Origin of the sequence: Sunxiuqinia dokdonensis, from assembly GCF_001270965.1 — a bacterium.
GTDB lineage: Bacteria > Bacteroidota > Bacteroidia > Bacteroidales > Prolixibacteraceae > Sunxiuqinia > Sunxiuqinia dokdonensis.
In genome coordinates this window covers 1-21,702 of sequence record NZ_LGIA01000182.1, presented here as the reverse complement: position 1 = coordinate 21,702, position 21,702 = coordinate 1, and the positions used below count along the sequence as shown (strand labels likewise).

The window sequence follows — 21,702 nt, the reverse complement described above, 5'->3', positions numbered from 1 at the left end:
AATGCTCGGAGGAGAATCGTAAAATGCTTTTTGGAAAATTATCTGGATAAAGTGAAAAATCGAATTATTCTGCAATATTAACTAATATGACGCGATTCCCCAAAAAAGATTTTATTTTCTCTGAATTTTTAATTTTGGTGAAGGAGCAATTTAAACAAAAATACCTGTTTTTGGTTCATTTATTTAGGAAATAAGCCGGTTTCCGGGCAAATTCATTCCGTTCATGAAAAAAAAATGATTTTCTGCTATTTATAGGCTTTTATTATTTATTTTCACTTCGACAAAAAGATGACTGCTTCGCAATTGTTTATTAACTATTTATCTGACACTTAGCCGCATGAGACAGTTAAAGATTACCAAACAAGTAACCAACAGGGAAACCCTGTCGCTTGATAAATACTTGCACGAAATAGGTAAGGTTGACTTGCTGACAGCTGAAAAAGAAGTGGAATTGGCTAAGCGGATCAAGAAAGGCGATCGTGCTGCTTTGGAAGAATTGATTAAAGCGAACCTTCGTTTTGTTGTCTCAGTATCAAAGCAATACCAAAATCAAGGGTTAAGCCTGCCCGACCTGATTAACGAAGGGAATTTAGGATTGATAAAAGCGGCTGAACGCTTTGACGAAACCCGTGGATTTAAGTTCATATCGTATGCAGTGTGGTGGATCAGGCAATCTATTTTACAGGCCTTGGCCGAGCAAGCCCGGATCGTTCGGTTGCCCCTCAATAAAATTGGTTCAATCAATAAAATTAACCGCACTTTCTCGAAACTGGAACAGGAGTACCAACGGGAACCAACCGCTGCCGAGGTGGCAAAAATATTGGAAACAACAGCCGACGTGGTTGAAGATTCCATGAAAGTGTCGAGCCACCACGTGTCAATGGACGCTCCGATGCGGGACGAAGATGACAACAATTTATACGACGTCATGCTGAATGACGAGTCGCCCAGCCCGGATGACGAGCTGATGAACAGCTCATTAAAAAAGGAGATTGAGCGAACGCTCCTCACCCTGGGCGAGCGGGAAGCCGAAATTTTGAAATATTACTTTGGCTTGAGTGGCTACCGTCAGCATACCCTTGAAGAGATTGGTTCCCATTTTAACCTGACTCGTGAGCGGGTCCGTCAGATTAAGGAAAAATCAATCAAACGGTTAAAAAATAACTACCGCAATCGATTATTGAAGGCTTATTTAGGGCAGTAAAAGCCGGGTTTTCTATCGATTCATATTTCCATTCAACCCGATAAAAATTACCTTTGTGCTAAAATTTTAGCCCATGACCACACGATTTGTAGCTCCTTCTATTTTATCGGCCGACTTTTCAAATTTAGGCCAGGACATTGAAATGATCAATGAAAGTGAAGCCGATTACATTCACTGCGATGTGATGGATGGGGTGTTTGTTCCCAATATTTCATTCGGAATTCCGGTCATTGAAAAAGTGGCCGAAGTAGCAACCAAACCTTTGGATGTACACTTGATGATTTCGAATCCCGATCCGTTCGTCGTACCTTTTCGAAAAGCCGGCGCTTCAATTCTTACCGTACATTACGAAACTTGTCCGCACCTGCACCGCACGATCCAGTCGATAAAAAGTGAGGGCATGAAAGCCAGTGTTTGTTTAAATCCGCACACACCGGTTCATGTGCTCGACGATATTATAGTCGATCTTGATATGGTGCTGATTATGTCTGTGAATCCCGGTTTTGGAGGACAGACCTTCATTAAAAACTCGTATAAGAAAATCCGTTTGCTGAAAGAGATGATTGCCTCGAAAAATCCAAAATGCCTGATTGAAGTTGACGGCGGTGTGAATTTTGAGACTGGCGCCAATCTTTATGATGCCGGGGCCGATGTATTGGTTTCGGGAAGCTTCATTTTCAAATCCGACGATCCCGTGGCAACAATCCGAAAGTTTAAAAGCCTGTAGCTATTTTTGTTGATTCAGATGTTCCGGAGGACATTCCGGATGGGGGCTAAGGCCTTTGATGGCGCACCCGCTGCTGCAACTTTCGCATTTCGCCAGTTTGCCCTCTTGTGGTTTTGGTTTGTGCAATGAAGCATAAAGCCGGTAAAGTTTACGAACAACAACAACCAGCGTAATCAGCAATATGAGGTATGTTATAATGCTCTGTATCATTGGTTTGTACTGTCGAATTCTATGTTAAGACTGATGAGCGGTTAAAAAAAGAGGCGTGCCAGATGCAAGGTTATAAAGGATAACAGCCACGCCAGTGCCGTGGTGTAGAACATGGTAAAGAGCGCCCAGTACAGTTTTCCCGATTCATTTTTGATGGTGGCAATCACGCCAATACACGGAAAATAGATGAGAATGAAAATAAGGAATGCCAGGGCTACCGGCACCGAAATAATTAACTGGCCCTGTTTGGGCCCCGACAAATATCGTTCCTGTTGAAGTTTTTTTGTCAGACTAATGTCGCCATCATCATCTACCTGGTAAAGAACACCCATCGTGCTTACCACAATTTCCTTGGCTGGAAGGCCGGCCAACAGTGCCACGCTCATTTTCCAGTCGAAGCCCAGCGGACGCATGACCGGCTCGATCAATTGGCCAATTTGTCCTAAATACGAATTTTGTAAACGGATTGCTTCGTGCTCCATTTCAAGTTGATGCAGCGTTTCTGCCTGGGCACCGGTGGTGTGATCATTCCGGACTTGTTCGATTTGGGTCGACAGTTTTTCGGTCTCCACCGTTTCGCGGGGGAAGTAGCCCAACGCCCAGATGATGATTACACCGATGAGAATCACCCCGGCAATTTTCTTCAAATACTGCCAGGTTTTGTCCCACATGTGGATCAGCACGTTTCGAAATGTAGGAATTCGATAGGGTGGTAGTTCCAGTACAAAAGGTGTTTCTTTGCTCTTGAAGATGGTTTTGTTGAACAGTTGGGCAACCAAAAACGCAGTAAAGATTCCTGTAAAATAAATTCCGACCAAAACCAAGCCCGGGTTGTTGGGAAAGAAAGCCGAAATGAACAGCACATAAACCGGCAGGCGCGCACTGCACGACATGAACGGGATGATGAGCATGGTGAGCAGTCGGTCATTCGGGCTTCGCAGGGTCCGGGTGGCCATAATCGCTGGTACGTTGCAGCCAAAGCCCATCACCATGGGGATGAACGAGCGCCCGTGAAGTCCGAACGAATGCATGATTTTATCCATAATAAAAGCGGCCCGGGCCATGTAACCAGAATCTTCCATGATGGAGATGAAAAAAAACAGGATCAAAATGTTGGGCAGGAAAACCAGCACGCTTCCGGTGCCGTCAATAACGCCGTTGGTGAGCAAATCGCGCAGCATGCCGGGGGCAAGTGCCGATGAAACCAGCCCGCTGAGCCTGCTGACCAGACTTTCGATCCATGCCATAGGATAACTTCCCAAGGTAAATGTGCTGTAAAACGCAATGAAGATCAGAACAACAAAAATGGGCATGCCCAGCAGCGGATGGGTTAGAAAATGATCAATTTTCTCGGATCGTGACTTTCCGTTATTGATTTTTTGTTTGAAGTTTTCTTTCAAAGCTCCGGCAATAAATCCATACTTCGCATCGGTAATCACCGTTTCGGTATCTTCATTGAACAGGGTTTCAATACGCCGGGTTTCTTCTTTTGTAATGGCCTTTATTTCATCAAAATTCGAATACCGCGACAGATTGAATAGCGTCTCATTGTCTTTTTCCAATAATTTCAGCGCTAAAAATCGGGATGAAATTTTGTCTGTTATTGGTTTGTTTTCTTTGACTTTAATCCGGATGCGCTGAACGGATTTTTCGATCTCCTGCCCGTAGTTAATGTGGATGTGCCGGACGATGGGATCGCGATCCTCATACACATCAATCGCTTTATTCAGTAACTCATCAATTCCTTTTCCTTTCGAACTAATTGTCGGAATAATGGGAATCCCCATCATTTTTCCCATCTTTTCGTAATTGAAGGCACTTTCATTTTTCAGTAACTCATCGTACATATTCAGGGCGCAAATCACCTTGATGTCCATGTCGATCAATTGGGTGGTCAGAAACAGGTTTCGCTCCAGATTCGACGAATCAATGACATTGATAACAATATCGGGTGTTTCCCTCCAAATGTACTTTCTCACATAAATTTCTTCCGGCGAATAAGCCGTTAGCGAATAGGTGCCAGGCAGGTCAACCAGGTTAAATTGGTAACCATTTTTTTTGAAGGAAGCTTTTTTGGCATCGATCGTCACGCCACTGTAGTTTCCAACATGTTCCTTCGAGCCGGATAAAAAATTGAATAAAGTTGTTTTTCCACAATTGGGATTTCCAACCAAAGCAATGTTGATAACTTTCCCTTTTTGGGTGGCCGACCGTTTCAGAATCTCCTGATCAATCACGCCTTCATAGTTGGTGCTCACGAGCTCTTTCGCTTCATGAAATGAGACCACTTCAATTAAACTGGCTTCCGAGCGGCGCAAAGTAATGTTGTAGTCCAGAATCTTGAATTCAATAGGACCTTTAAAGGGAGTATTTTTAATCACCTTAACTTCCTTGCCGGTAACAAATCCCATTTCCATAATTCTTTTCCTGAAAGAACCATGGCCCAGCACTTTGGTTATGATTACCGTTTCATTATTTTTTACCTCGGAAAGCCTCACCCACCGTCTCCTCTATGCTAATTTGAATTAAATTAAAATAACGGTGCAAAGATATTTAAGTTTTTAAAAAAGAATTGAAAAATACGGGAAAAGCCATGTCTGATTTTTGGATTCGCTTAACTTTGCAAACTAAGAAAAGAGCGTATGAAAGAAGAAGAAGATCATTTGAAGCACATCCAAGGGGCCATCGATGGATTACCTGAAGATTTCAATGTCCTTGAAGAACAAATCGATATTGAACTGCAAATCGCTTATTTTGATATGGCCCGGAAGATGCGGGCCGAGGAGATGGACCAATCGCACATGGCTCGGGCCACAGCCGATTTGTACAATGCAGCAGTTGATTTGGAGGAGAAAAAGCGCTTGTTGGTGCAGCTGGCAGCCATCGATGATGTGGAGGCCTTTCGGGTTATTGAGGCCTTTCATAAACAGGCTGACGACGAAATAAAAAGCTGGTCGGTGCTGGCTCTTCAGGAAAGTCGCATGGTTATTCAAAGCTCTTTGCTGGGCGAACAGCAAGTGTTCATTTCGACTGGTCTTGGCGGCAAAGGCCAAAACATTCGCTATTTTGTTGCCATGATGCATGCCGATACCCATACAGCGTTTAATGACACCCAACGAAAGCTTGTTGAGAGCGAGTTTCGTTTTTTCTTGTCTGAAAGTGAGGGGGAGCTGGAGGAAATAGCCTTTGACCAGCAATTTGTCACCGCTGTATTTTTGTTTCCACTGAGACAAAATTTGCACGCCATTTTTAAATCGTTTATTGATGAGTGCAACCAATTTGGAAATTTTTTAAGCGAAGATGTGATTATTACCAACGTGAAAAAATTGAACATTGAAGAAATAAAAGCATTCATTAACAATACGAAAGATGGAAGAGAAGAAGATTAACCTGGCTTTGCAAGTATTGCCCCAAGCCGAAGGAAAAAATAGTTACGACTTGGTTGATGTGGCCATCAAGCTGATCGAAGACTCCGGTTTAACCTACCAGGTATGCCCGTTTGAAACCGTAATTGAAGGGAAATTTGACGAATTAATGGCCTTGGTGCGGCGAATTCATCAGGAGCTGGAGAAAAATGGAACAGAAAAATTAATGACTTATATGAAGCTACAAACTGTATTTCAACAAGATGTAACCATACAGGATAAAATGCACAAATATAATCGATAAAAAAAGCTGAAATTATTTGATCGTTACATTCAAAAAATAGTATATTTGCAGCGCTTTTGCAATGGACCTGTAGCTTAATTGGATAGAGCACCTGACTACGGATCAGGAGGTTGTGAGTTCGAGTCTCGCCAGGTTCACAAAAGAAATCAGAGAGTTACGACAATGACGTTGTAACTCTCTTTTTTTATTTGCACACAATTTGCACACAAGCCCAAATTCATGGATTCTCAAACCTGTAAACACCGCTCCTTTTTATTTTTGGAAGATTTTCAAAAGGAAAAGGAATAAACAACGAATGGAAAAATTGGAGGTGTTAATGCGGGATTGCAAAAATTTTTAACCGGAGCTTGCGTAGGTTAAGTCTTTTTGTCATAGGATTGTGAAATGGGAAAATTAACTCCTTCGATTTTGGAGTGAATGGCTTTATGCCGGAAGCTTTTGAAAACCCGGAGGGCTTGTCTTTCGGAAATGAATGTATTTTGTGACAGGGTTGAGCATAATCTGGAACCTTTGTTTCGCCATTAAAGTTACAGGCAGCGAGGACACACCCTGATAATAATGAATTGTGATTTGTCGTCAGTCTAGCCGTGAGGCAGTTTAACTTCAGGAATTGGAATCCCCTTCATGTCACCGATACCATTTCGTCGGGGGCAGCATTTGTCTGAATGAATATAAAAGTTGCGGGACCGGTATCTGCATTAAAGATTAAGAATATCCTCATCGTCTTCAATTTCGGAAAGGAGGCAGGGAGAAGAAAAATACAAACGGGTAGGTTCCTCAATTGGTTTTACAACTACTTTCTTAATCTCTTCATTCTCCTCAGGAGATTCATTGGTTTTTGGGTTGTTTATTTCTTTTGTCATTTTCTTTCCTTCCATTGCGTTTTTGCTGTGGCACAGTCCTTAATGTTACTTTGCGTCTTAATAGTATGAGAAAAAGAATGTTCATGAACATCAATCTTTGAATGAGAAAAAATTGTGTCACCATAATGAGCTTCTGCAATAAAGCGCCCATCGATATAATTTAAATCATAATTGTCGGTAATATCTTTTGGCATGGACTCAATCATCCATTGCAAGTACCGGATGTTATTCACATGCAGATTCGCATCAACATCAAATCGATTTATTCTAAATTCGTTGGCATATTCTCCTGAATCAATTGCCTCAATCTTCTTTGAAATATCGTGGTCAATACATTCTTCACGATCGCTACCCCATTTCTCCTTTATGTCGTCTAATATCTGAATAGGCCTTTTCCTTTTAATGTCAAAGAATACCCACAGCCCTTTGGCTCTTCCAATGACGCAGTCTTGACCATCATAGATGATATTTTCTCTAAACCCTTTAATTTTGGAATAGCTCGACAGCCATGTTCTGATAGTAATTTTTTCTTTGTATTTAGGATAACGATCCATTTCCATCACTCCGGAGAGTAATACCCATCCAATATTTTGTTTTTCCAGATCATATAAACTATGATTGATTGAGTAACAATGATCTGCAGCTGCTTCTTCGAGTAGGGTTAAGACGGTAGTTGGAGAAGCTTCCCCGAACTTATTCATTTCAAAATATCTTAGCTGAAATTGTTTTTCAAAGTAATTTTGCATCTCTGACCATTTTAATAATCTAACATTAATGGAACAAAGCTAATGAAAAAAATCTATAAAAAGATATGTGTGTCTTTTTATAAAAATAATTTGTACCTTTACACCGTAACAAATAGAAAACTTAGCTTGTCGTCATGTTAGGAAAAACAACGGAATATGCAATTCGGTCACTGGTGTACATCTATATTCAAAATTTGAAAGGTGAGAGGCCCGGATTTAAAGAGATTGCGAGGAATATTGATTCGCCTGAGGGTTTTACCGGGAAAGTGCTCCAGATTGTCACCCGCGCGGGATTGGTGTCATCCATGAAAGGAAGGGGAGGCGGCTTTTTCTTCGATAATTCAGAGAAATCCTTAAGCTTGCTGGAGGTCATCAACGTGACAGAAGGACAGGAGTTTTTTCATAAATGTGGGTTTGGCCTAAAATCGTGCGATGCCCAGAACCCATGCCCGATGCATGATGAATACGTAGCTGTCAGGCAATCATTTTATAGCCTGGTGAACAGACTCACCATTCAGTCCCTGGCTTCTAAGGTTAGTCAAAACAAGGCTGTTTTAAAAAGGCTGGAAATAACAGAAAGTTCTATCGATTAGAAATGAGAGATCGGATGTACGCTAAGCGTTCCTGAATCTCGGTTCTGTGTGACGAAAATAATTTTTGGGATTTTTTAATTAGCACTAATGGAGATAAAAGAAATGAAAAACAAGACAATAAACTACGCCATACTTCTTGCGGTTTTGATAAGTATATTAACAGCATGCACCCCATCACCGAATAATACTAAAGAGTCTGTTTTTGCGGAAACTCCTTTGTTTGATGCTGATAACTTAAAGCATATTAAGCAGGAGATGGTCTCTCCACCAGCACTGCCAAAACATGAACAGGTTGCAGAAGGTGATCCTGTGGTTGTTGAAGTAACTTTTTTTGTTGAAGAGAAGGAGATGGAAATAGCCCCTGGTGTGAAAACCTGGGGCCTCACATTTAACGGAACCGTACCAGGTCCGTTGATCGTTGTCCATCAAGACGACTACGTGCAATTGACGCTCATCAATGCTGCTACAAACACCATGGTCCACAATATTGATTTTCATGCTGCTACCGGAGCAATGGGAGGTGGGGATATTAGCAATGTAGCGCCGGGCGAACAAGTCACGTTCCGGTTTAAAGCGACAAAAGCCGGAGTGTTTGTTTACCATTGTGCTCCTGGTGGTATTATGGTTCCTTTGCATGTTGTTTCAGGAATGAATGGGGCGATCATGGTGCTTCCGCGGGACGGCTTGAAAGATGAATTGGGCAATCCGGTACGCTACGACAAAGCGTTCTACATTGCAGAACAAGACTTTTATATTCCAAAAGACGAAAATGGAAATTACAAAGAATATGATTCTCCGGCCGAAGGATTTCCTGATTTAATCACATCAATGAAGACACTTTTGCCCACACACCTCTTGTTCAATGGAAAAATGAACGCCTTGACCGGAGACAAAGCACTGGAAGCAAAAGTAGGTGAAAAGGTGCTTTTTATTACATCACAGGCAAACCGCGATACCCGGATCCACCTTATTGGCGGGCATGCCGATCTTGTTTGGTTGGGAGGCTCGTTCAATGATGCACCGGCTACAAATTATGAATCATGGTCCGTTGTCGGAGGTTCGGCGGTTGCTGCATTGTATCAATTTCGGCAGCCCGGAACTTACACTTATTTGAATCATAACCTGATAGAGGCAATTCTCTTTGGAGCCGTGGCTCAACTTGAGGTGGAAGGAGATTGGAACGATGACTTGATGAAACAAATTAAGGAGCCGGAGGCAATACCATAAATGAACACGCCAAAGTAAAATTTTAATTCTAGAAAGGAGAAAACGATGGAAACAGAATTTAGTCCTATACCCCCGGATTATTACGACATGTTTTTAGAAGAACAAAAAAAGGAATTCAGCAAAGTATTCTATTTCGTAACTGGAAACGATGTTGAAGAGGCCAAAGGTAAAATTACTGGTTTGGTGAAATCAGATGGATTTAAAAAATATTTAACATTCGACTCAGGTGACAAGGTTCGGGTTGATCGTATTATCACCGTCAACGGGATACCGGGACCTGCCTATGATGAATATGACTCTTACGCGCTGGCATGTCTGAACTGCAATGTGCAGGCCGATTAATTACATTCTTCACCGAAATGTATTTCAATATTGAAGTTACTGATGACACAATAGTATAACGTCTTGAATAAATGAACAGTCACGATATTTTGGTCGGTCAGATCAATTCACTAAGAAAAGAAAAAAACGCCGTTATCCTGGCGCACTACTACCAAATTCCGGAAATACAGGAGATTGCTGATTTTGTTGGCGACAGCCTTGATCTGTCAAGGAAATCTGCGGAGACAAATGCGGATATTATTGTGTTTGCAGGGGTCAATTTTATGGCGGAAACTGCAAAAATATTATCGCCTCAAAAAAGGGTTTTTATACCTGATCTGGAGGCAGGCTGCTCACTTGCTGAATCGTGTCCATCTGAAGAGTTTAGGAAATTCAGGGAAGAATATCCCGACCATATGGTTGTTTCTTATGTTAACACAACGGCGGGGATTAAGGCCATGACCGACATTACCTGTACTTCCACGAATGCTGTCCAAATTATCGAAAGTATTCCAAAAGAGCAGAAAATCATTTTTGCCCCTGATCGGAACCTCGGGAACTACCTGAATAGTATTACCGGGAGAAATATGTTACTCTGGAATGGAGCCTGTCATGTACATGAAGAATTTTCACTGGAAAAGATGCTGGCTATATTAAAAAGTCACCCCAAAGCCAAATTAATTGCGCATCCAGAATGTCAAGGACCAGTTCTGATAGCCGCTGATTTTGTAGGCTCAACATCGGCGCTTCTGAAGTTTGTTGAAACTGACGGAGGAAGTGAATACATTGTAGCTACCGAATCGGGCATCCTTCATCAAATGCGGAAACGGAATCCACAAAAAACATTCATTCCTGCACCACCAATTGATTCTACATGTGGATGCAATGATTGCCGGTTTATGAAACTCCATGATTTGCAAAAAATATTCGACAGTCTGAATGAGGAAAAATTTGAAATTAATCTGGATATGGAAATTATGGAGAAGGCAAGGAAACCGATGCAGAGAATGCTTGAATTGTCAGCATAATAGAAAACTTGTTACAAATTCGATGCATTAAACACTTCGAAAATGGAGCTTGAAATGAAAAATATCAACATGAAAAAATATTCTTTTATTGCCGTAGGGTTGGTTTTACTATTGGGTTTATCCTGCAGCTCACCGAACAAGGGAAATAGCATAAAAGCAGCAACAGAAAAAAGTGCAAGCTCAGAAATAGTGGAGAAAAAGTCTACGCCCACAAAGGCAGTTTCCAGCACCGGACAGAAACTATATTCTGACAACGGGTGTCTGGTTTGTCATCAATTGAATACAAAACTGGTTGGCCCTTCTACCAAAGATATTGCAGCGGCTTATTCAGGAAACAAAGCGGGTTTGATTGCGTTTCTGAAAGGAGAAAGTAAGGCCATCGTTGATCCGTCTCAGGCTAGCTTGATGCAACCACAAATAGCTATTACGAAAGCATTGCCTGCAGAAGAGTTAGAGGCGATGGTTGACTATATTCTTTCAATCAAATAAACGGTGAATAATGAGAAAAGCTGCCCCACATATATTGGCCGCCCTACTTGTAGCATTTGCGCTGTTGACACTTTTTCTGAGTGGTTCAGTCATTTTTGATTTGTTTGGCATCAGGGCTAAGGAGGGAAATTATGTATTGTTTGTAGTTTGGGCAAACTTCATCAGTAGTCTGCTTTATCTGGCAGCAGCGTATGGCCTTGTTAGCCTGAAAAAATGGCCGTATCAAATCTTAATTGTTGCCGTCGCGGTTTTATTCATCGCCTTTGCCGGCCTGCTTGTCCATATTAGCCGAGGCGGTTTGCATGAAACCAAAACCATCGGAGCGATGGTTTTCAGAATTTGTGTCACCCTGGCATTTGCTTTTTTTTGCTATCGCCAAATAAAAAAGGGAGAACAATTGAGCAAACTATTCTTCTTTTAGGAGAAACCCAACTCTGCTTTCCCTTTCGCTGAGAGCCTTTCTATTGACCAGGCAGGCTCCCAAACAAGATTGATATTGACATTGAAGCCAGGGTAATTGCTTTCGAGTGTCTGTTGCGCATCTTCAATTATGATGCCGCCCATGGGACACCCGGGAGAAGTGAGCGTCAGCGCAACATCAATCTGTCTGCCCGCTGCATCAAAAGTCGCACCATATACCAAACCCAGATCAATAATATTCACCATCAACTCAGGATCGATAACCTTTTTTAGCATTTCAAGTATTTTCATTTCTTCAGTATCCATCACGCAATTATTCATTTGTTGGTTTATGTAGAACTATTTTTAAAATATTGAGGTTGTAAAATGCAACCGATAGCAAGAGCAAAATCCCACTTACCATCACTAAAGTCGTGTTTGTTGTGGAAATTCCGATCAAAAGAAAGCCAAAACCAATGGCAAAAAGCCAGACTTGTGCAATGGCTAGTTTTTCGGAATAAAGGTCTTTGGGCAGTGGCAGTATCACTTTGCCAACCTTTCCTTGATATACTTTCAGCCAGACAATAAAAGGCAAAGTCTTGTAGGTTTGTCCCATTACAAGCGAAGTGATAAACCCGATGACAATTGCACTTCCATAAGCCACCGACAAAGGTAGGGTGAGCCTATTGAGAAAGTCGATATTAAGCAGGAGTGTAAAAATCAGGAATAAGGGGATCACCAGGAATACAAACGAAAGGGCGGATTGTTTCATTCCAATATCCAGTTGCTTTTTCACCCGCTTTTTATAGCTTGCCAGGAGAAATGATAAGTAACCAACAATTCCCGCCACAACCATTATTGCGCTGAAAACGACCCCGATTTTGTATTGCAGGTACAAAGCAATAATACCTATTGGCAAGCCAATATTGATTGTATAAAAGGAGAAGTTTAGCTTTTTGGTATTCACATGGTGAGAAACCATGAACATGGGCAATAGTTTACTGCTGACGCCTATTATTAGTTGAACAAACCACCCCACAAGGCCTGCATGTGCGTGCAATTTCAGAAGTTCGACATGCGAAACTTTCAGAAAGGGATGCGACAGGTTAATTGCCAGGGTCAAACCGGCCAGTACCGTGAACAACAGCCATATCACCGAACTGACAATGAAAGTACGTTCTATCACATTTTTGTTGGAGGAATGTGCTGTAAGCAAGGCATTGGCTACAAACAAGCTGACAGAAATCACAATAGAAATGCCGGCTATAAACATCAATGGACCAAAGGAAAAATGCCAAAATGCTAAGGAAAGCAGAATTGTACCAATTGCCATTAGTAGAAATGAAATTTTAGCAAGTGTCTCGCTGTAGAGTTTCACTTCCATTATGACCGGTAGCAGCTGATATAAAGCCCCGAAAATGATCATCGTAATCCAACCCAGCACCAACAGGTGGGTGATGGCAAGCAATTCTGCATTGAAATAATGTTGCGTAAAAGCTTCGGGATGAAAAATGATCAAAATTGTGACCATGAGCCAGGTCAGCGCCCCGAAAATAAAATGCGGAACAACAACCTTTGGCGATGGTGCATTTTGGCTGGCAATCTGGTTCATTTATTTGTGGATAAGAAGTTCTACATTTTGATCATCCACCTCTGCAATCCAGGTTCTAAAATTCCGTTCAGCCAATTCGGGAAGTAGGTATTGGGGTACTTTTTTATGGTGAACATAGAGTGCACTATTTTCCGGTAATTTTTCCAACTCCCTTAAAATGGTGACCATCGGCATAGGCATTTCCAATTCACGAACGTCAATTTCGTGGATTTTCTTGTTGCAATTGGCCTTGCGCATTTCATGTTCGGCTACCGAAATCTTAAACATCAAGTTATCGGAATGTACTTCTTTTTTGGCTTCGCCTGTTTTCATGAAATAGGTGTAAACAGCATCACCTTTTACTTCAACCATACTGTCGAAGCCTTTAGTGTGTGCAATTTTAATCAGCGGCGTGGGCTCGAACGAGTTGATTACCTCCAATACATATCCATTCTGAAGTTTTGCCAGTTCTCCCATAATCTCACTAAACGGATCTTCTCCTCGTTCCAATGTTGGCCTTACGTCCAACGCGTTTATTTTTGACTGGTGAATGGCCTCTGAAATCTTGGAATTTGTACCGCTTTTAATCGATTCTTCGTGTCTGGATGGTTCGTATTCAGGTTTAAATCCAATTTTTGCAAGCGATTCAAATAGTGGTACAATATCGCATTTTGCTATGCGGGCAGCGTCTGCCAGGCTAGTTCTCGAAGCTAATATCCCACGAAGTATCGGATTTCTCAACTTACTGAAATGAGGATTAACAGAAATTAGCACTTCAATGGTTTCCGGGTTTTCTTTGATCAACGCTGATATTTTCGTTTTGCTGTTAATTTCCATTGTGTCAGTTGTATAAACCTTTTTTTAGTGATTGTTGAATTATCTCATTAAACTAATGAGAAGAGCAGCTTCCCCTCAATTCAAAATCTGGCACAAACAACGAGCATGAAAACAGATATTAATAAACTGGTTTCACTTAGAGTAACTATGCCTATTAGGATTGTTTTTATAATTCTAATATTTCAATTGGTGGTCAGCTTGCTCATCCCATTTCCCTCTTTTTAGGCCACTTTCAGTTTACTGATTTTTACCTCCCACACATCAGGGCCCTCCTGAAGATACTCCCATCCAAATTCTTTTCCTTTTTCAGCAGTGAACTGGTAGTAAAGTGGCTTTGGGTCGTGATCGTTCTGAAGAATGAAAGATTCACCAACAGCCAGATCTTCATATTTTTGAAAAATCGTTGGGTGTTTAAATCTCGGTTCGATTTTCGTTGCATCTAATACTTTCATAATTTTAAGATTTAAATTGTTGAAACTTTGTTGTGCTGCAAATATAGTAATTTAAATCTATAAAAAGATATAGATGTCTTTTGATAGATTTAAATAATTGGCATAACCTTTTAAAACTGTTTTTGCTATAGTGCTCGCAGTCCCTTTGAGCATACGTTTCTGAGAGCAGTTATGTGTTATATCAGGACTCTACACGCCACACAGTGAGCTTGATGCTACCTTTTAAAGACACTATTAATTTTTGAGTTGAATTAGATTATTGTTTGGGTATTCTATGCCCATACCGTTTTCCTCCGACCCAAAAATTGATCAAATTCTGAATTATTCTGGCTAAAGCTTTTTTGATATCAATAATCGTAATATTTCTGATGTGCCTTCACCAATTTGTAAGATTCGTTGATCGCGATAAAAACGTTCCACTCCATATTCATGATAAAGGCCGTAGGCACCGTGTACCTGAACAGCTTCATCTGCTACTTCTTTGGCGACCTCAGAACAATATAGCTTGATCATTGCTGCTTCCTTTGTATAAGTCAAATTATTTTGCTTTTGCCAGCAAACATTGTAAAGCATGTTGCGTGCAAGAGTTATTTTTGTAGCCATGTCGGCCAACTTAAAAGCAATGGCCTGATTTTTTACAATAGGTTGACCAAATTGAACTCTTTTTCGGGCATAGTCTGATGCCATTTCAAAAACGCCTTGAGCAAGCCCTAAACCAACTGCAGCAATAGACAACCTCCCACTATCAAGTGTTTTGAGTGTGATTTTGGCGCCTTCGCCATGATTTCCCAGCATATTTTTGGCTGCAACCTTGGTGTCTTCAAAATATAATTTCCCATTATCTACCGCATGCCATACCAATTTATTTTTGAGTTCTTCGGTTTTGTATTGGCTTTCTGCACGATCAACCAGGAAAGTTGTGAACTTCTTTTTACCATTAATTTCATCAACAACTGCCAAAACGGTTACACCTAAAGATATTTCGGAAGTGGCATTGGTTATAAACTGCTTGACACCATTCAAAAGCCAGTGCTCATTTTTAAATACTGCATGGGTTCCCACCCCCATGGCATCAGAACCAGCATTAGGCTCCGTCAGACCAAATGCCCACAAATGGTCGCCTGACGTAAGCCGTGGCAAATAGGTATTTTTTTGTTCTGTTGTCCCCCACTGATAAATCGGTTCTATTCCCAGTGAATTGTGTGCAGCCAATGTCGCAGCCTGGCTGCTGTCGACGCGCGCTAATTCTTCAATCGAAATAATATAAGATAGAAAATCAAGATCGTTTCCACCATATTCCTTGGGCAGTGTTATCCCTAACAGGCCAAATTCCCCCATTTTTTTTATAAGGGATTTTGAGAATTTCGCTTTTAAATCCAGTTCTGCAGCAATCGGTTTAATTACTTGTTCTGCAAATTCCCGCACTTTCGTTCTCTGATTATGATGCAAAGGTTTCAGTACAGGGTGTTCTATTCTATTTTCCATATTAAAGTTGTATGTGTGAATTTTGAGTGGTCCTGTTTTTCCTGCTAATTACCAATAGTAAAATCCCCAAAGTCATTGATATGCTTCCAGTCAGTAAAATCTGATGGCTATAATATAGTCCCAAGCCGCCCAGGGTCAAGATCAGCTCGGTGGATACAAATCCCAAGAGCAGAAGGGAGTTTCCAAAGCTGGCAAATATGTCTGCAACAATCCACTTCATTTCAATCATCAGGGCTAAAAACAAAAATGAAATGGCTCCGATTAGCGTTAAGTGTAAATAAGCAAGAATAACAAGCTTGTTATTAAAGGCATAGATCTGAAATGCTGGAAAAGCAGACAGAATTTGTAGGATGTTTTTTACGAGAAATGATGCGAGAAAGACAAGCAGATAAAGTCTCAGCCATGGGGCCTTGTGTCTCAGTACATCCGCTGTTTTCCGTGGTAACGACAATAAGAAGAAAAGCAATCCCAAAATCTGCAGGAGGGCTGAAAAGTATGCAGGCAGTATAAAATACTTCGAAAAACTCATGCCCAGTAAGGAAAGGGCAATGGCCGGAATTATACTTACGGTAAAAAACCAGTAAAACAGATTGGCTTGAATTAAATTGAATGTGACATTGTTTTTTTCGAGGAATTCATAGAAAAGTCCTAAAGCTACAAACAGGAACCAGCCGTTGTATTGCAGATGCATGAACGTATAAACGAAGGCATGATAAAGTTCAGTGCCACTTTGCCCATTTGCAGAAAGAAATCCAATGCCAAAGGGCATAATTGTTGACAATACGCCCAGCAATAGGCCGGTTTTTATAAAACGTAGAGCGATGAAATTTGCGGAACCGGGTTTAGCCTGACCTGAGTCTTTCAGGAAACGGTAAATAAACCAATAATTCAAGACCTGGAAAAGCGTTGAAAAGATAATGGAGTAAAGTCCATACCCTTGGAGGGAAAAAGAAACTAACACGCCCAGAACGATCAGTACCGTTAGCTTGAACTGCAAATAGTATCGTCCCTTTAATATTTGTTCTTTCGTGATAAAAGTACTTGTTAACAGAAGGAACATAATGGTGTATATCCAGCCCTGAAAGGCCGTGTGGGAATGTGCGTGAACAAGGTTTGTATATTTGAGCGGTAACGCAGCAACATACGGAGAGCGAAGAAGCGTTCCGATAATTGCTACTACAAATAAGAACGCCAAGCTTATTTTATTCCAGTTTTCTGTCAAAATGATGCAATTTGATTCAACGAGTTCTATTCGTGGAAATTGGATTTATATAACTTAAATTGTTAATCCCTTCAGCGGTGCAAATATATAAAATAAATCCATAAAAAGACACGGCTGTCTTTTTATGGATTGTCATTTACTCTTATCGATAAGTTAAATCGGTGAATTATCTTGATTCCTGGAAATACCAGTAATCTGAGGAGCAGCTAGGTAGAATTGTTTGCTTGTCGCAGGCGAAGAATAAAAGTGCTTTTTACAAGCTATCTTTCTTTCAGAAATCACCTTTCATTGTTCCTTCAGCAACACTTTTATTAGGACGAGAGCATGATTTGTCTCAGGACTTTTTGCAGCATATAACAAACTAACCGTTTCATTTTTTGCTGTTTGCCTCAATTTAATCAATTCCTCCTTTTTGTCCTTTAATTTTTCCTGGTACTTCCATTCAAACTCCTAAAAGCGTGTCTCTTTGTGTTTAAACCATTTTCGGAGTTCAGGAGATGGCGCAACCTCCTTGTTTCAACGATCGAGGTTTGCTTCTTTTTTAGAAATTCCACGGGGTCAGAGCCGATCCACCAAAACACGGTAACCATCATCGTCGGAGGATTCATCATCAATTCGTTTGATTTTAAATTTCTTCATACTACGTGGCATTTTTATTGAGGTTTGTAGGTTCCCGAAACTGCAGGAAATCCAATTGCTAACCGGTTTCTCCCAATAATGGCAACAATGCCCAAGGTCAGGGCAACAATTTCCTGTCTATTATTGTGTATCCTTATTTTTCCATCTCATCTATCGCAATTGAAGCGTGGGCATAAGCCGCTCCTGCCCGCATTTCGGCAGCCACCCATATTGCTTCCATGATTTCTTCTTTGCTTGCTCCTTTGCGCATGGCCTGTTTGGTATGTGAGCGGATGCAATACGGGCACTGTGTTACGTGTGCCACAGCCACAGCAATTAATTGTTTGGTTTTCTCTGGCAACGCTCCTTCTTTAAGCACTGTTTTACTGAAATTGTTCCAGACTGTCATAATTTCGGGTGCTAAATCAGTTCGCTGATCAGCCAGCTCCTGAGTTATCTTCGGATATAAATCTTTGTTCATGATCTAATTTTATAGTTATGATTTCAGGAATTGCCGGAGCATGTATTGTAGAATTCCCCCATTACGGTAATATTCAATTTCTACCCGGGAATCAAGTCGTGCTACTGCTTTAAACTTGATCACCTTATCCTGATCTGTTTTAGCCAAAATCTGAACTTCTTTCAGGGGAACCATATTTTCCGTGATACCGGTGATGGTGAAGGTTTCATGACCTGTAAGCCCCAGTGTTTCTGTTGTCTCTCCGTTTTTGTATTGTAAGGGCAATACGCCCATTCCGACCAGGTTGCTGCGGTGAATGCGTTCATAGCTTTCGGCCAGCACTGCTTTTATGCCCAATAAAAAAGTACCTTTGGCTGCCCAATCGCGGGATGAACCACTGCCGTATTCTTTACCTGCTAAAACCAGTAAAGGAGTATGATCTTTTCGGTATTTTTCGGAAGCATCAAAAACGGACATTTCTTGTCCGGAGGGTAGGTATTGGGTGAATCCCCCTTCCCGGTCAGCCAGTGTATTTTTGATTCTTACGTTTGCAAACGTGCCGCGTACCATCACTTCATCGTTTCCCCTGCGAGAACCATAGGAGTTGAAATTCTCCTTTTTCACTCCTTTTCCTAACAGGTATTTGCCCGAGGCGGCGTTTTCGTTAAAAGCGCCGGCTGGTGAAATATGGTCGGTGGTTACACCATCGTCCAATACCAGAAGGGCACGTGCGCCTTGAATGTCTGTCAGCGCTTCGGGTTGCTTTGAGATGTTGCGGAAAATCGGAATTTCTTTGATGTATGTCGAGTCTTTGTTCCAGTCATATAGCTGCCCATCCGGGACTTCCAGCTCTCGCCAGAGTTTGTTGCCTTCAAAGATTTTACCGTAATTTTTTGAAAAATCTTTGGAAGAAAGTACCTGGCTCAGGATGGCATTGATTTCATCATCCGAAGGCCAGATATTCTTCAAGAAAACAGGCTCCCGGTTGGAATCGTAACTGATGGGCTCGTTCTTCAAATCGATATCAATACGACCCGCAAGCGCATAGGCGACCACGAGCATCGGGGACATCAGAAAATTCATTTTTACCTGCGGGTGAATGCGTGCCTCAAAGTTTCGGTTGCCTGACAGCACAGCGGAGACAACTAGTTTATGTTCCTCTACCGCCTGGGCAATTTTCTGGGGAAGCGGACCCGAATTGCCGATGCAAGAAGTACAGCCATAACCTACAAGATGAAATTTTAAAGCTTCCAAATCTGTCATCAGGTCAGCTTTCTCCAGATAGTCGCTTACTACTTTAGACCCCGGAGCCAGCGAAGTTTTAACCCAAGGCTTTACGTCCAACCCGCGCTCACGAGCCTTGCGGGCTACCAGACCGGCACCCACCATTACAAATGGATTGGAAGTGTTGGTGCACGAAGTGATGGCCGCAATAACCACCGCGCCATCAGACAGCATAAATTTTTCATCGCCTTGATGAATCCAGACTGTTTTTAAACCGCCTTTTTCCTGAATTTCTATTTCCGCGTCGCTGTTTTCACCAATTCTTGTATCGATAAGCTGATCCCCGCCTTCTGCATTCCACCGGGTAAGGTATTTCTGTGTCTCACGGTCTTGCTGTTCAACATATTCCCTTTCAAAAGAGGTGGCCAATAAGTCAATGAATTTTTCTTTTACATTCCTCAGCAGAATTTTATCCTGTGGACGTTTTGGACCGGCAATCGTAGGTTCCACGGTGGATAGATCCAGTTCCAGTACCGAAGAGTAGTTAATTGCATCTTCATCTTCCCGCCATAGCAGGTTAGTTTTACAATAGGTCTCCACCAGCTTCACCTGTTCTTCGCTGCGGTTGCTGGCCCGCATGTATTCCAGGGTTTTATCATCGATGGGGAAATAGGTGATGGTACAGCCAAATTCGGGCGACATGTTACCAATCGTTGCACGGTCAGGTACCGAAAGATGGTTCAATCCGGAGCCGAACACTTCAACAAATTTTCCTACAACTCCGTGCTTGCGGAGCAGCTCGGCGATGGTCAGCACGAGGTCGGTAGCCGTTGAACCCACCGGAAGCTTGCTGGTGAGTTTTAAGCCAATCACTTCGGGCATAATGAAATAAATGGGTTGCCCCAGGATGGCCGCTTCGGCTTCAATACCTCCCACACCCCAAGCCACTACGCCAATCCCGTTGACCATAGGCGTGTGGCTGTCGGTACCAACCAAGGTGTCAGGAAACAGCTCCCCGTTTCGTGCGATTACGCCCCTGGAAAGGAATTCCAGGTTTACCTGGTGGCAAATGCCCATGCCCGGTGGAACAACGCTAAAATTGTCAAACGACTTTTGTGCCCATTTTAAAAACTGATACCGTTCTCTATTGCGTTTGTATTCTTCCTCTACATTCCGTTTGTATGCATAGTTGGCCCCAAAATAATCAACCTGGACCGAATGGTCGATCACCAGATCGACCGGCACGAGCGGATTGATGCTGTCGGGATTTTTCTTTTTACGGGCGACTTCGGCACGAATGGAGGCAAGATCTACAACAGCCGGAACTCCGGTAAAATCCTGCATTAAAACTCGCGCGGGCTTAAACGGAATATCCTTATCGGAACCTTGCGGTGTCCAATTTAAAAGCGTTTCTATAGCTTCTTTGGTTACCGAAAAATCGTCAAAATTACGCAAGGCGTTCTCTAAGAGAATTCGGATGGAAAAAGGAAGCTTCTCTATTGAAAATCCTTGCTTTTGTAATTCAGGAAGACTGTAATAGGAATAATCTTTCCCCTCGATTTTTAATGCTCTTCTGATTTGAAAGATATCGTTTGCCATAATAAAAAGAGTATAGAGAATGTAACGAACTAATAAACAGCGGCGCTGATTATTAGTTTGATAAATTCGCGAATTAATGCAGTTGTAGGGTCGGAAGCCTCTTCATTCTTAGTGCCCTGAATGATTACCGTCGTGCTCCATGACGTCATGAAGTGCTTCAACCGTGTGTGTATAATCAACATAAGCTGCTACAAAGGCTCTTCCTTGCTCTTCTGAATTATCCTTTACTTTATTAAGTTCTGAGACTTTTTGATATTTTTCCTGAATCACCTTATTAATGTGGCTATTCAATTTCGTCAAAAAGTCATCTACATTTCCTTCGTCAAGAGCTTTATCAGTCATCTGAATAATTTGCTTGGTCGTTCCGGCTGGTTTTAATCCGCTGTAAGAAGCACCTTCTGTTTCGCGGTGCAAGCGGACGAGGGTTTCAAGAAAATGTTTTTCTACAAGGGTGTAAACCTCTTTATCTCCGTTTTTTAGATTGTAGGTCTTATTGAATAGAGGAACGATTTTCTGTTCCTGTTCATCCGTAATCCACTTCAACACTAAGTTGACATTATTCGTTTCAAGAGCATGGATGGCATCTTTAACTAGTTAATCCTTATGAACTAATATTTACTGGAAATAATTGTTTTTGTCTAATGATTATTTCCAGTAAAGTTTTAAGCCAAAGAACTTCTTCTTTGATTTTCCGAAGTAATCCTTTGAAGTTGAACCCGTTATTGGGCACACAAAATA

General features: G+C 41.7%; 22 protein-coding genes, 1 tRNA gene and 1 pseudogene. 11 read left to right on the top strand and 13 right to left on the bottom strand.

The window, feature by feature from the left end:
* The first annotated feature begins 337 nt into the window (after positions 1-337).
* Complete coding sequence (locus NC99_RS16655; RefSeq protein WP_053186309.1) at positions 338-1,204, top strand: sigma-70 family RNA polymerase sigma factor; 867 nt, start codon at positions 338-340, stop codon at positions 1,202-1,204.
* Positions 1,205-1,277: 73 nt separating this feature from the next.
* Positions 1,278-1,931, top strand: coding sequence for a ribulose-phosphate 3-epimerase (gene rpe, locus NC99_RS16650; protein WP_053186306.1), 654 nt, complete (start codon positions 1,278-1,280; stop codon positions 1,929-1,931).
* 251 nt (positions 1,932-2,182) lie between these two features.
* On the opposite strand, the gene feoB is transcribed toward rpe, so the two are convergent.
* Complete coding sequence (gene feoB / locus NC99_RS16645; RefSeq protein WP_053186300.1) at positions 2,183-4,639, bottom strand: ferrous iron transport protein B; 2,457 nt, start codon at positions 4,637-4,639, stop codon at positions 2,183-2,185.
* Between the two features lie 144 nt (positions 4,640-4,783).
* Here feoB and NC99_RS16640 point away from each other — a divergent pair, with 144 nt between their 5' ends.
* The 3 genes from NC99_RS16640 to NC99_RS16630 all read left to right on the top strand — a co-directional run bounded on the left by NC99_RS16640 (position 4,784) and on the right by NC99_RS16630 (position 5,947).
* Entirely contained in the window at positions 4,784-5,530 is a 747-nt protein-coding gene (locus tag NC99_RS16640; RefSeq protein ID WP_053186297.1) for a hypothetical protein, read from the top strand.
* On the top strand, positions 5,511-5,810 hold the full coding sequence (locus NC99_RS16635; protein ID WP_053186294.1) for a thiamine-binding protein: 300 nt from the start codon (positions 5,511-5,513) through the stop codon (positions 5,808-5,810). The genes NC99_RS16640 and NC99_RS16635 overlap by 20 nt, the downstream gene beginning before the upstream one ends.
* A gap of 63 nt (positions 5,811-5,873) precedes the next feature.
* A tRNA-Arg gene (locus tag NC99_RS16630) sits at positions 5,874-5,947 on the top strand.
* Between the two features lie 561 nt (positions 5,948-6,508).
* Here NC99_RS16630 and NC99_RS16625 read toward each other — a convergent pair.
* Both NC99_RS16625 and NC99_RS16620 read right to left on the bottom strand, forming a co-directional pair.
* Positions 6,509-6,688, bottom strand: coding sequence for a hypothetical protein (locus tag NC99_RS16625; RefSeq protein WP_053186291.1), 180 nt, complete (start codon positions 6,686-6,688; stop codon positions 6,509-6,511).
* The gene (locus tag NC99_RS16620; protein ID WP_053186287.1) at positions 6,670-7,419 is read right to left on the bottom strand and encodes an acyl-[acyl-carrier-protein] thioesterase; all 750 of its coding nucleotides are present in this window, start codon (positions 7,417-7,419) and stop codon (positions 6,670-6,672) included. Before NC99_RS16620 ends, NC99_RS16625 begins: the two co-directional genes overlap by 19 nt.
* A 134-nt stretch (positions 7,420-7,553) precedes the next feature.
* Between NC99_RS16620 and NC99_RS16615 the strand changes: the two genes are divergently transcribed.
* From NC99_RS16615 to NC99_RS16590, 6 genes are all read left to right on the top strand, one after another.
* Positions 7,554-8,012, top strand: coding sequence for an RrF2 family transcriptional regulator (locus NC99_RS16615; RefSeq protein ID WP_053186284.1), 459 nt, complete (start codon positions 7,554-7,556; stop codon positions 8,010-8,012).
* An 87-nt stretch (positions 8,013-8,099) separates the two neighbouring features.
* A complete protein-coding gene (gene nirK, locus NC99_RS16610; RefSeq protein WP_204375037.1) occupies positions 8,100-9,239 on the top strand; it encodes a copper-containing nitrite reductase in 1,140 nt (379 codons plus the stop codon).
* A 45-nt stretch (positions 9,240-9,284) separates the two neighbouring features.
* On the top strand, positions 9,285-9,581 hold the full coding sequence (locus NC99_RS16605) for a hypothetical protein (protein WP_053186277.1): 297 nt from the start codon (positions 9,285-9,287) through the stop codon (positions 9,579-9,581).
* A gap of 71 nt (positions 9,582-9,652) precedes the next feature.
* Entirely contained in the window at positions 9,653-10,588 is a 936-nt protein-coding gene (gene nadA, locus NC99_RS16600; protein WP_053186274.1) for a quinolinate synthase NadA, read from the top strand.
* A 42-nt stretch (positions 10,589-10,630) separates the two neighbouring features.
* Complete coding sequence (locus NC99_RS16595; RefSeq protein WP_204375036.1) at positions 10,631-11,077, top strand: c-type cytochrome; 447 nt, start codon at positions 10,631-10,633, stop codon at positions 11,075-11,077.
* 10 nt (positions 11,078-11,087) lie between these two features.
* On the top strand, positions 11,088-11,498 hold the full coding sequence (locus NC99_RS16590; RefSeq protein ID WP_053186271.1) for a hypothetical protein: 411 nt from the start codon (positions 11,088-11,090) through the stop codon (positions 11,496-11,498).
* On the opposite strand, the gene NC99_RS16585 is transcribed toward NC99_RS16590, so the two are convergent.
* The 10 genes and pseudogenes from NC99_RS16585 to NC99_RS16545 form a co-directional block, all read right to left on the bottom strand.
* Positions 11,495-11,803 carry a metal-sulfur cluster assembly factor gene (locus NC99_RS16585; RefSeq protein WP_053186426.1) on the bottom strand — a complete coding sequence of 103 codons (309 nt, stop codon included), beginning with the start codon at positions 11,801-11,803 and terminating at the stop codon, positions 11,495-11,497. The two genes, NC99_RS16590 and NC99_RS16585, sit on opposite strands and share 4 nt — an antisense overlap.
* Positions 11,804-11,810: 7 nt before the next feature.
* Positions 11,811-13,088 carry a heme-copper oxidase family protein gene (locus NC99_RS16580; protein WP_053186268.1) on the bottom strand — a complete coding sequence of 426 codons (1,278 nt, stop codon included), beginning with the start codon at positions 13,086-13,088 and terminating at the stop codon, positions 11,811-11,813.
* Positions 13,089-13,904, bottom strand: a complete 816-nt coding sequence (locus NC99_RS16575) for a DUF2249 domain-containing protein (RefSeq protein ID WP_053186265.1) — start codon at positions 13,902-13,904, stop codon at positions 13,089-13,091.
* A gap of 221 nt (positions 13,905-14,125) precedes the next feature.
* Positions 14,126-14,356, bottom strand: coding sequence for a DUF2249 domain-containing protein (locus NC99_RS16570; RefSeq protein WP_053186262.1), 231 nt, complete (start codon positions 14,354-14,356; stop codon positions 14,126-14,128).
* A gap of 330 nt (positions 14,357-14,686) precedes the next feature.
* Complete coding sequence (locus tag NC99_RS16565) at positions 14,687-15,841, bottom strand: acyl-CoA dehydrogenase family protein (protein WP_053186259.1); 1,155 nt, start codon at positions 15,839-15,841, stop codon at positions 14,687-14,689.
* Position 15,842: 1 nt separating this feature from the next.
* Positions 15,843-17,063 (bottom strand): hypothetical protein, encoded by a 1,221-nt coding sequence (locus NC99_RS16560; RefSeq protein WP_053186256.1) that lies wholly within the window; start codon positions 17,061-17,063, stop codon positions 15,843-15,845.
* A gap of 285 nt (positions 17,064-17,348) precedes the next feature.
* Positions 17,349-17,501: pseudogene (locus NC99_RS22725) on the bottom strand (DUF488 family protein, N3 subclade); the annotation flags it as partial.
* A gap of 334 nt (positions 17,502-17,835) precedes the next feature.
* The gene (locus NC99_RS16555) at positions 17,836-18,162 is read right to left on the bottom strand and encodes a carboxymuconolactone decarboxylase family protein (protein ID WP_053186250.1); all 327 of its coding nucleotides are present in this window, start codon (positions 18,160-18,162) and stop codon (positions 17,836-17,838) included.
* A gap of 15 nt (positions 18,163-18,177) precedes the next feature.
* Positions 18,178-20,964: an aconitate hydratase AcnA gene (acnA, locus tag NC99_RS16550; RefSeq protein WP_053186247.1), complete on the bottom strand. Its 2,787-nt coding sequence runs from the start codon at positions 20,962-20,964 to the stop codon at positions 18,178-18,180.
* 108 nt (positions 20,965-21,072) lie between these two features.
* On the bottom strand, positions 21,073-21,543 hold the full coding sequence (locus NC99_RS16545) for a DUF6448 family protein (RefSeq protein ID WP_262509316.1): 471 nt from the start codon (positions 21,541-21,543) through the stop codon (positions 21,073-21,075).
* Between the last annotated feature and the right edge of the window lie 159 nt (positions 21,544-21,702).

Bases quoted from the DNA above. Each gene is read 5' to 3' on its own strand.
- NC99_RS16655 (WP_053186309.1), top strand. From the start codon at position 338: ATGAGACAGTTAAAGATTACCAAACAAGTAACCAACAGGGAAACCCTG.
- rpe (WP_053186306.1), top strand. From the start codon at position 1,278: ATGACCACACGATTTGTAGCTCCTTCTATTTTATCGGCCGACTTTTCA.
- NC99_RS16640 (WP_053186297.1), top strand. From the start codon at position 4,784: ATGAAAGAAGAAGAAGATCATTTGAAGCACATCCAAGGGGCCATCGAT.
- NC99_RS16635 (WP_053186294.1), top strand. From the start codon at position 5,511: ATGGAAGAGAAGAAGATTAACCTGGCTTTGCAAGTATTGCCCCAAGCC.
- NC99_RS16625 (WP_053186291.1), bottom strand. From the start codon at position 6,688: ATGGAAGGAAAGAAAATGACAAAAGAAATAAACAACCCAAAAACCAAT.
- NC99_RS16620 (WP_053186287.1), bottom strand. From the start codon at position 7,419: ATGCAAAATTACTTTGAAAAACAATTTCAGCTAAGATATTTTGAAATG.
- NC99_RS16615 (WP_053186284.1), top strand. From the start codon at position 7,554: ATGTTAGGAAAAACAACGGAATATGCAATTCGGTCACTGGTGTACATC.
- nirK (WP_204375037.1), top strand. From the start codon at position 8,100: ATGGAGATAAAAGAAATGAAAAACAAGACAATAAACTACGCCATACTT.
- NC99_RS16605 (WP_053186277.1), top strand. From the start codon at position 9,285: ATGGAAACAGAATTTAGTCCTATACCCCCGGATTATTACGACATGTTT.
- nadA (WP_053186274.1), top strand. From the start codon at position 9,653: ATGAACAGTCACGATATTTTGGTCGGTCAGATCAATTCACTAAGAAAA.
- NC99_RS16595 (WP_204375036.1), top strand. From the start codon at position 10,631: ATGGAGCTTGAAATGAAAAATATCAACATGAAAAAATATTCTTTTATT.
- NC99_RS16590 (WP_053186271.1), top strand. From the start codon at position 11,088: ATGAGAAAAGCTGCCCCACATATATTGGCCGCCCTACTTGTAGCATTT.
- NC99_RS16585 (WP_053186426.1), bottom strand. From the start codon at position 11,803: ATGGATACTGAAGAAATGAAAATACTTGAAATGCTAAAAAAGGTTATC.
- NC99_RS16580 (WP_053186268.1), bottom strand. From the start codon at position 13,088: ATGAACCAGATTGCCAGCCAAAATGCACCATCGCCAAAGGTTGTTGTT.
- NC99_RS16575 (WP_053186265.1), bottom strand. From the start codon at position 13,904: ATGGAAATTAACAGCAAAACGAAAATATCAGCGTTGATCAAAGAAAAC.
- NC99_RS16570 (WP_053186262.1), bottom strand. From the start codon at position 14,356: ATGAAAGTATTAGATGCAACGAAAATCGAACCGAGATTTAAACACCCA.
- NC99_RS16565 (WP_053186259.1), bottom strand. From the start codon at position 15,841: ATGGAAAATAGAATAGAACACCCTGTACTGAAACCTTTGCATCATAAT.
- NC99_RS16555 (WP_053186250.1), bottom strand. From the start codon at position 18,162: ATGAACAAAGATTTATATCCGAAGATAACTCAGGAGCTGGCTGATCAG.
- acnA (WP_053186247.1), bottom strand. From the start codon at position 20,964: ATGGCAAACGATATCTTTCAAATCAGAAGAGCATTAAAAATCGAGGGG.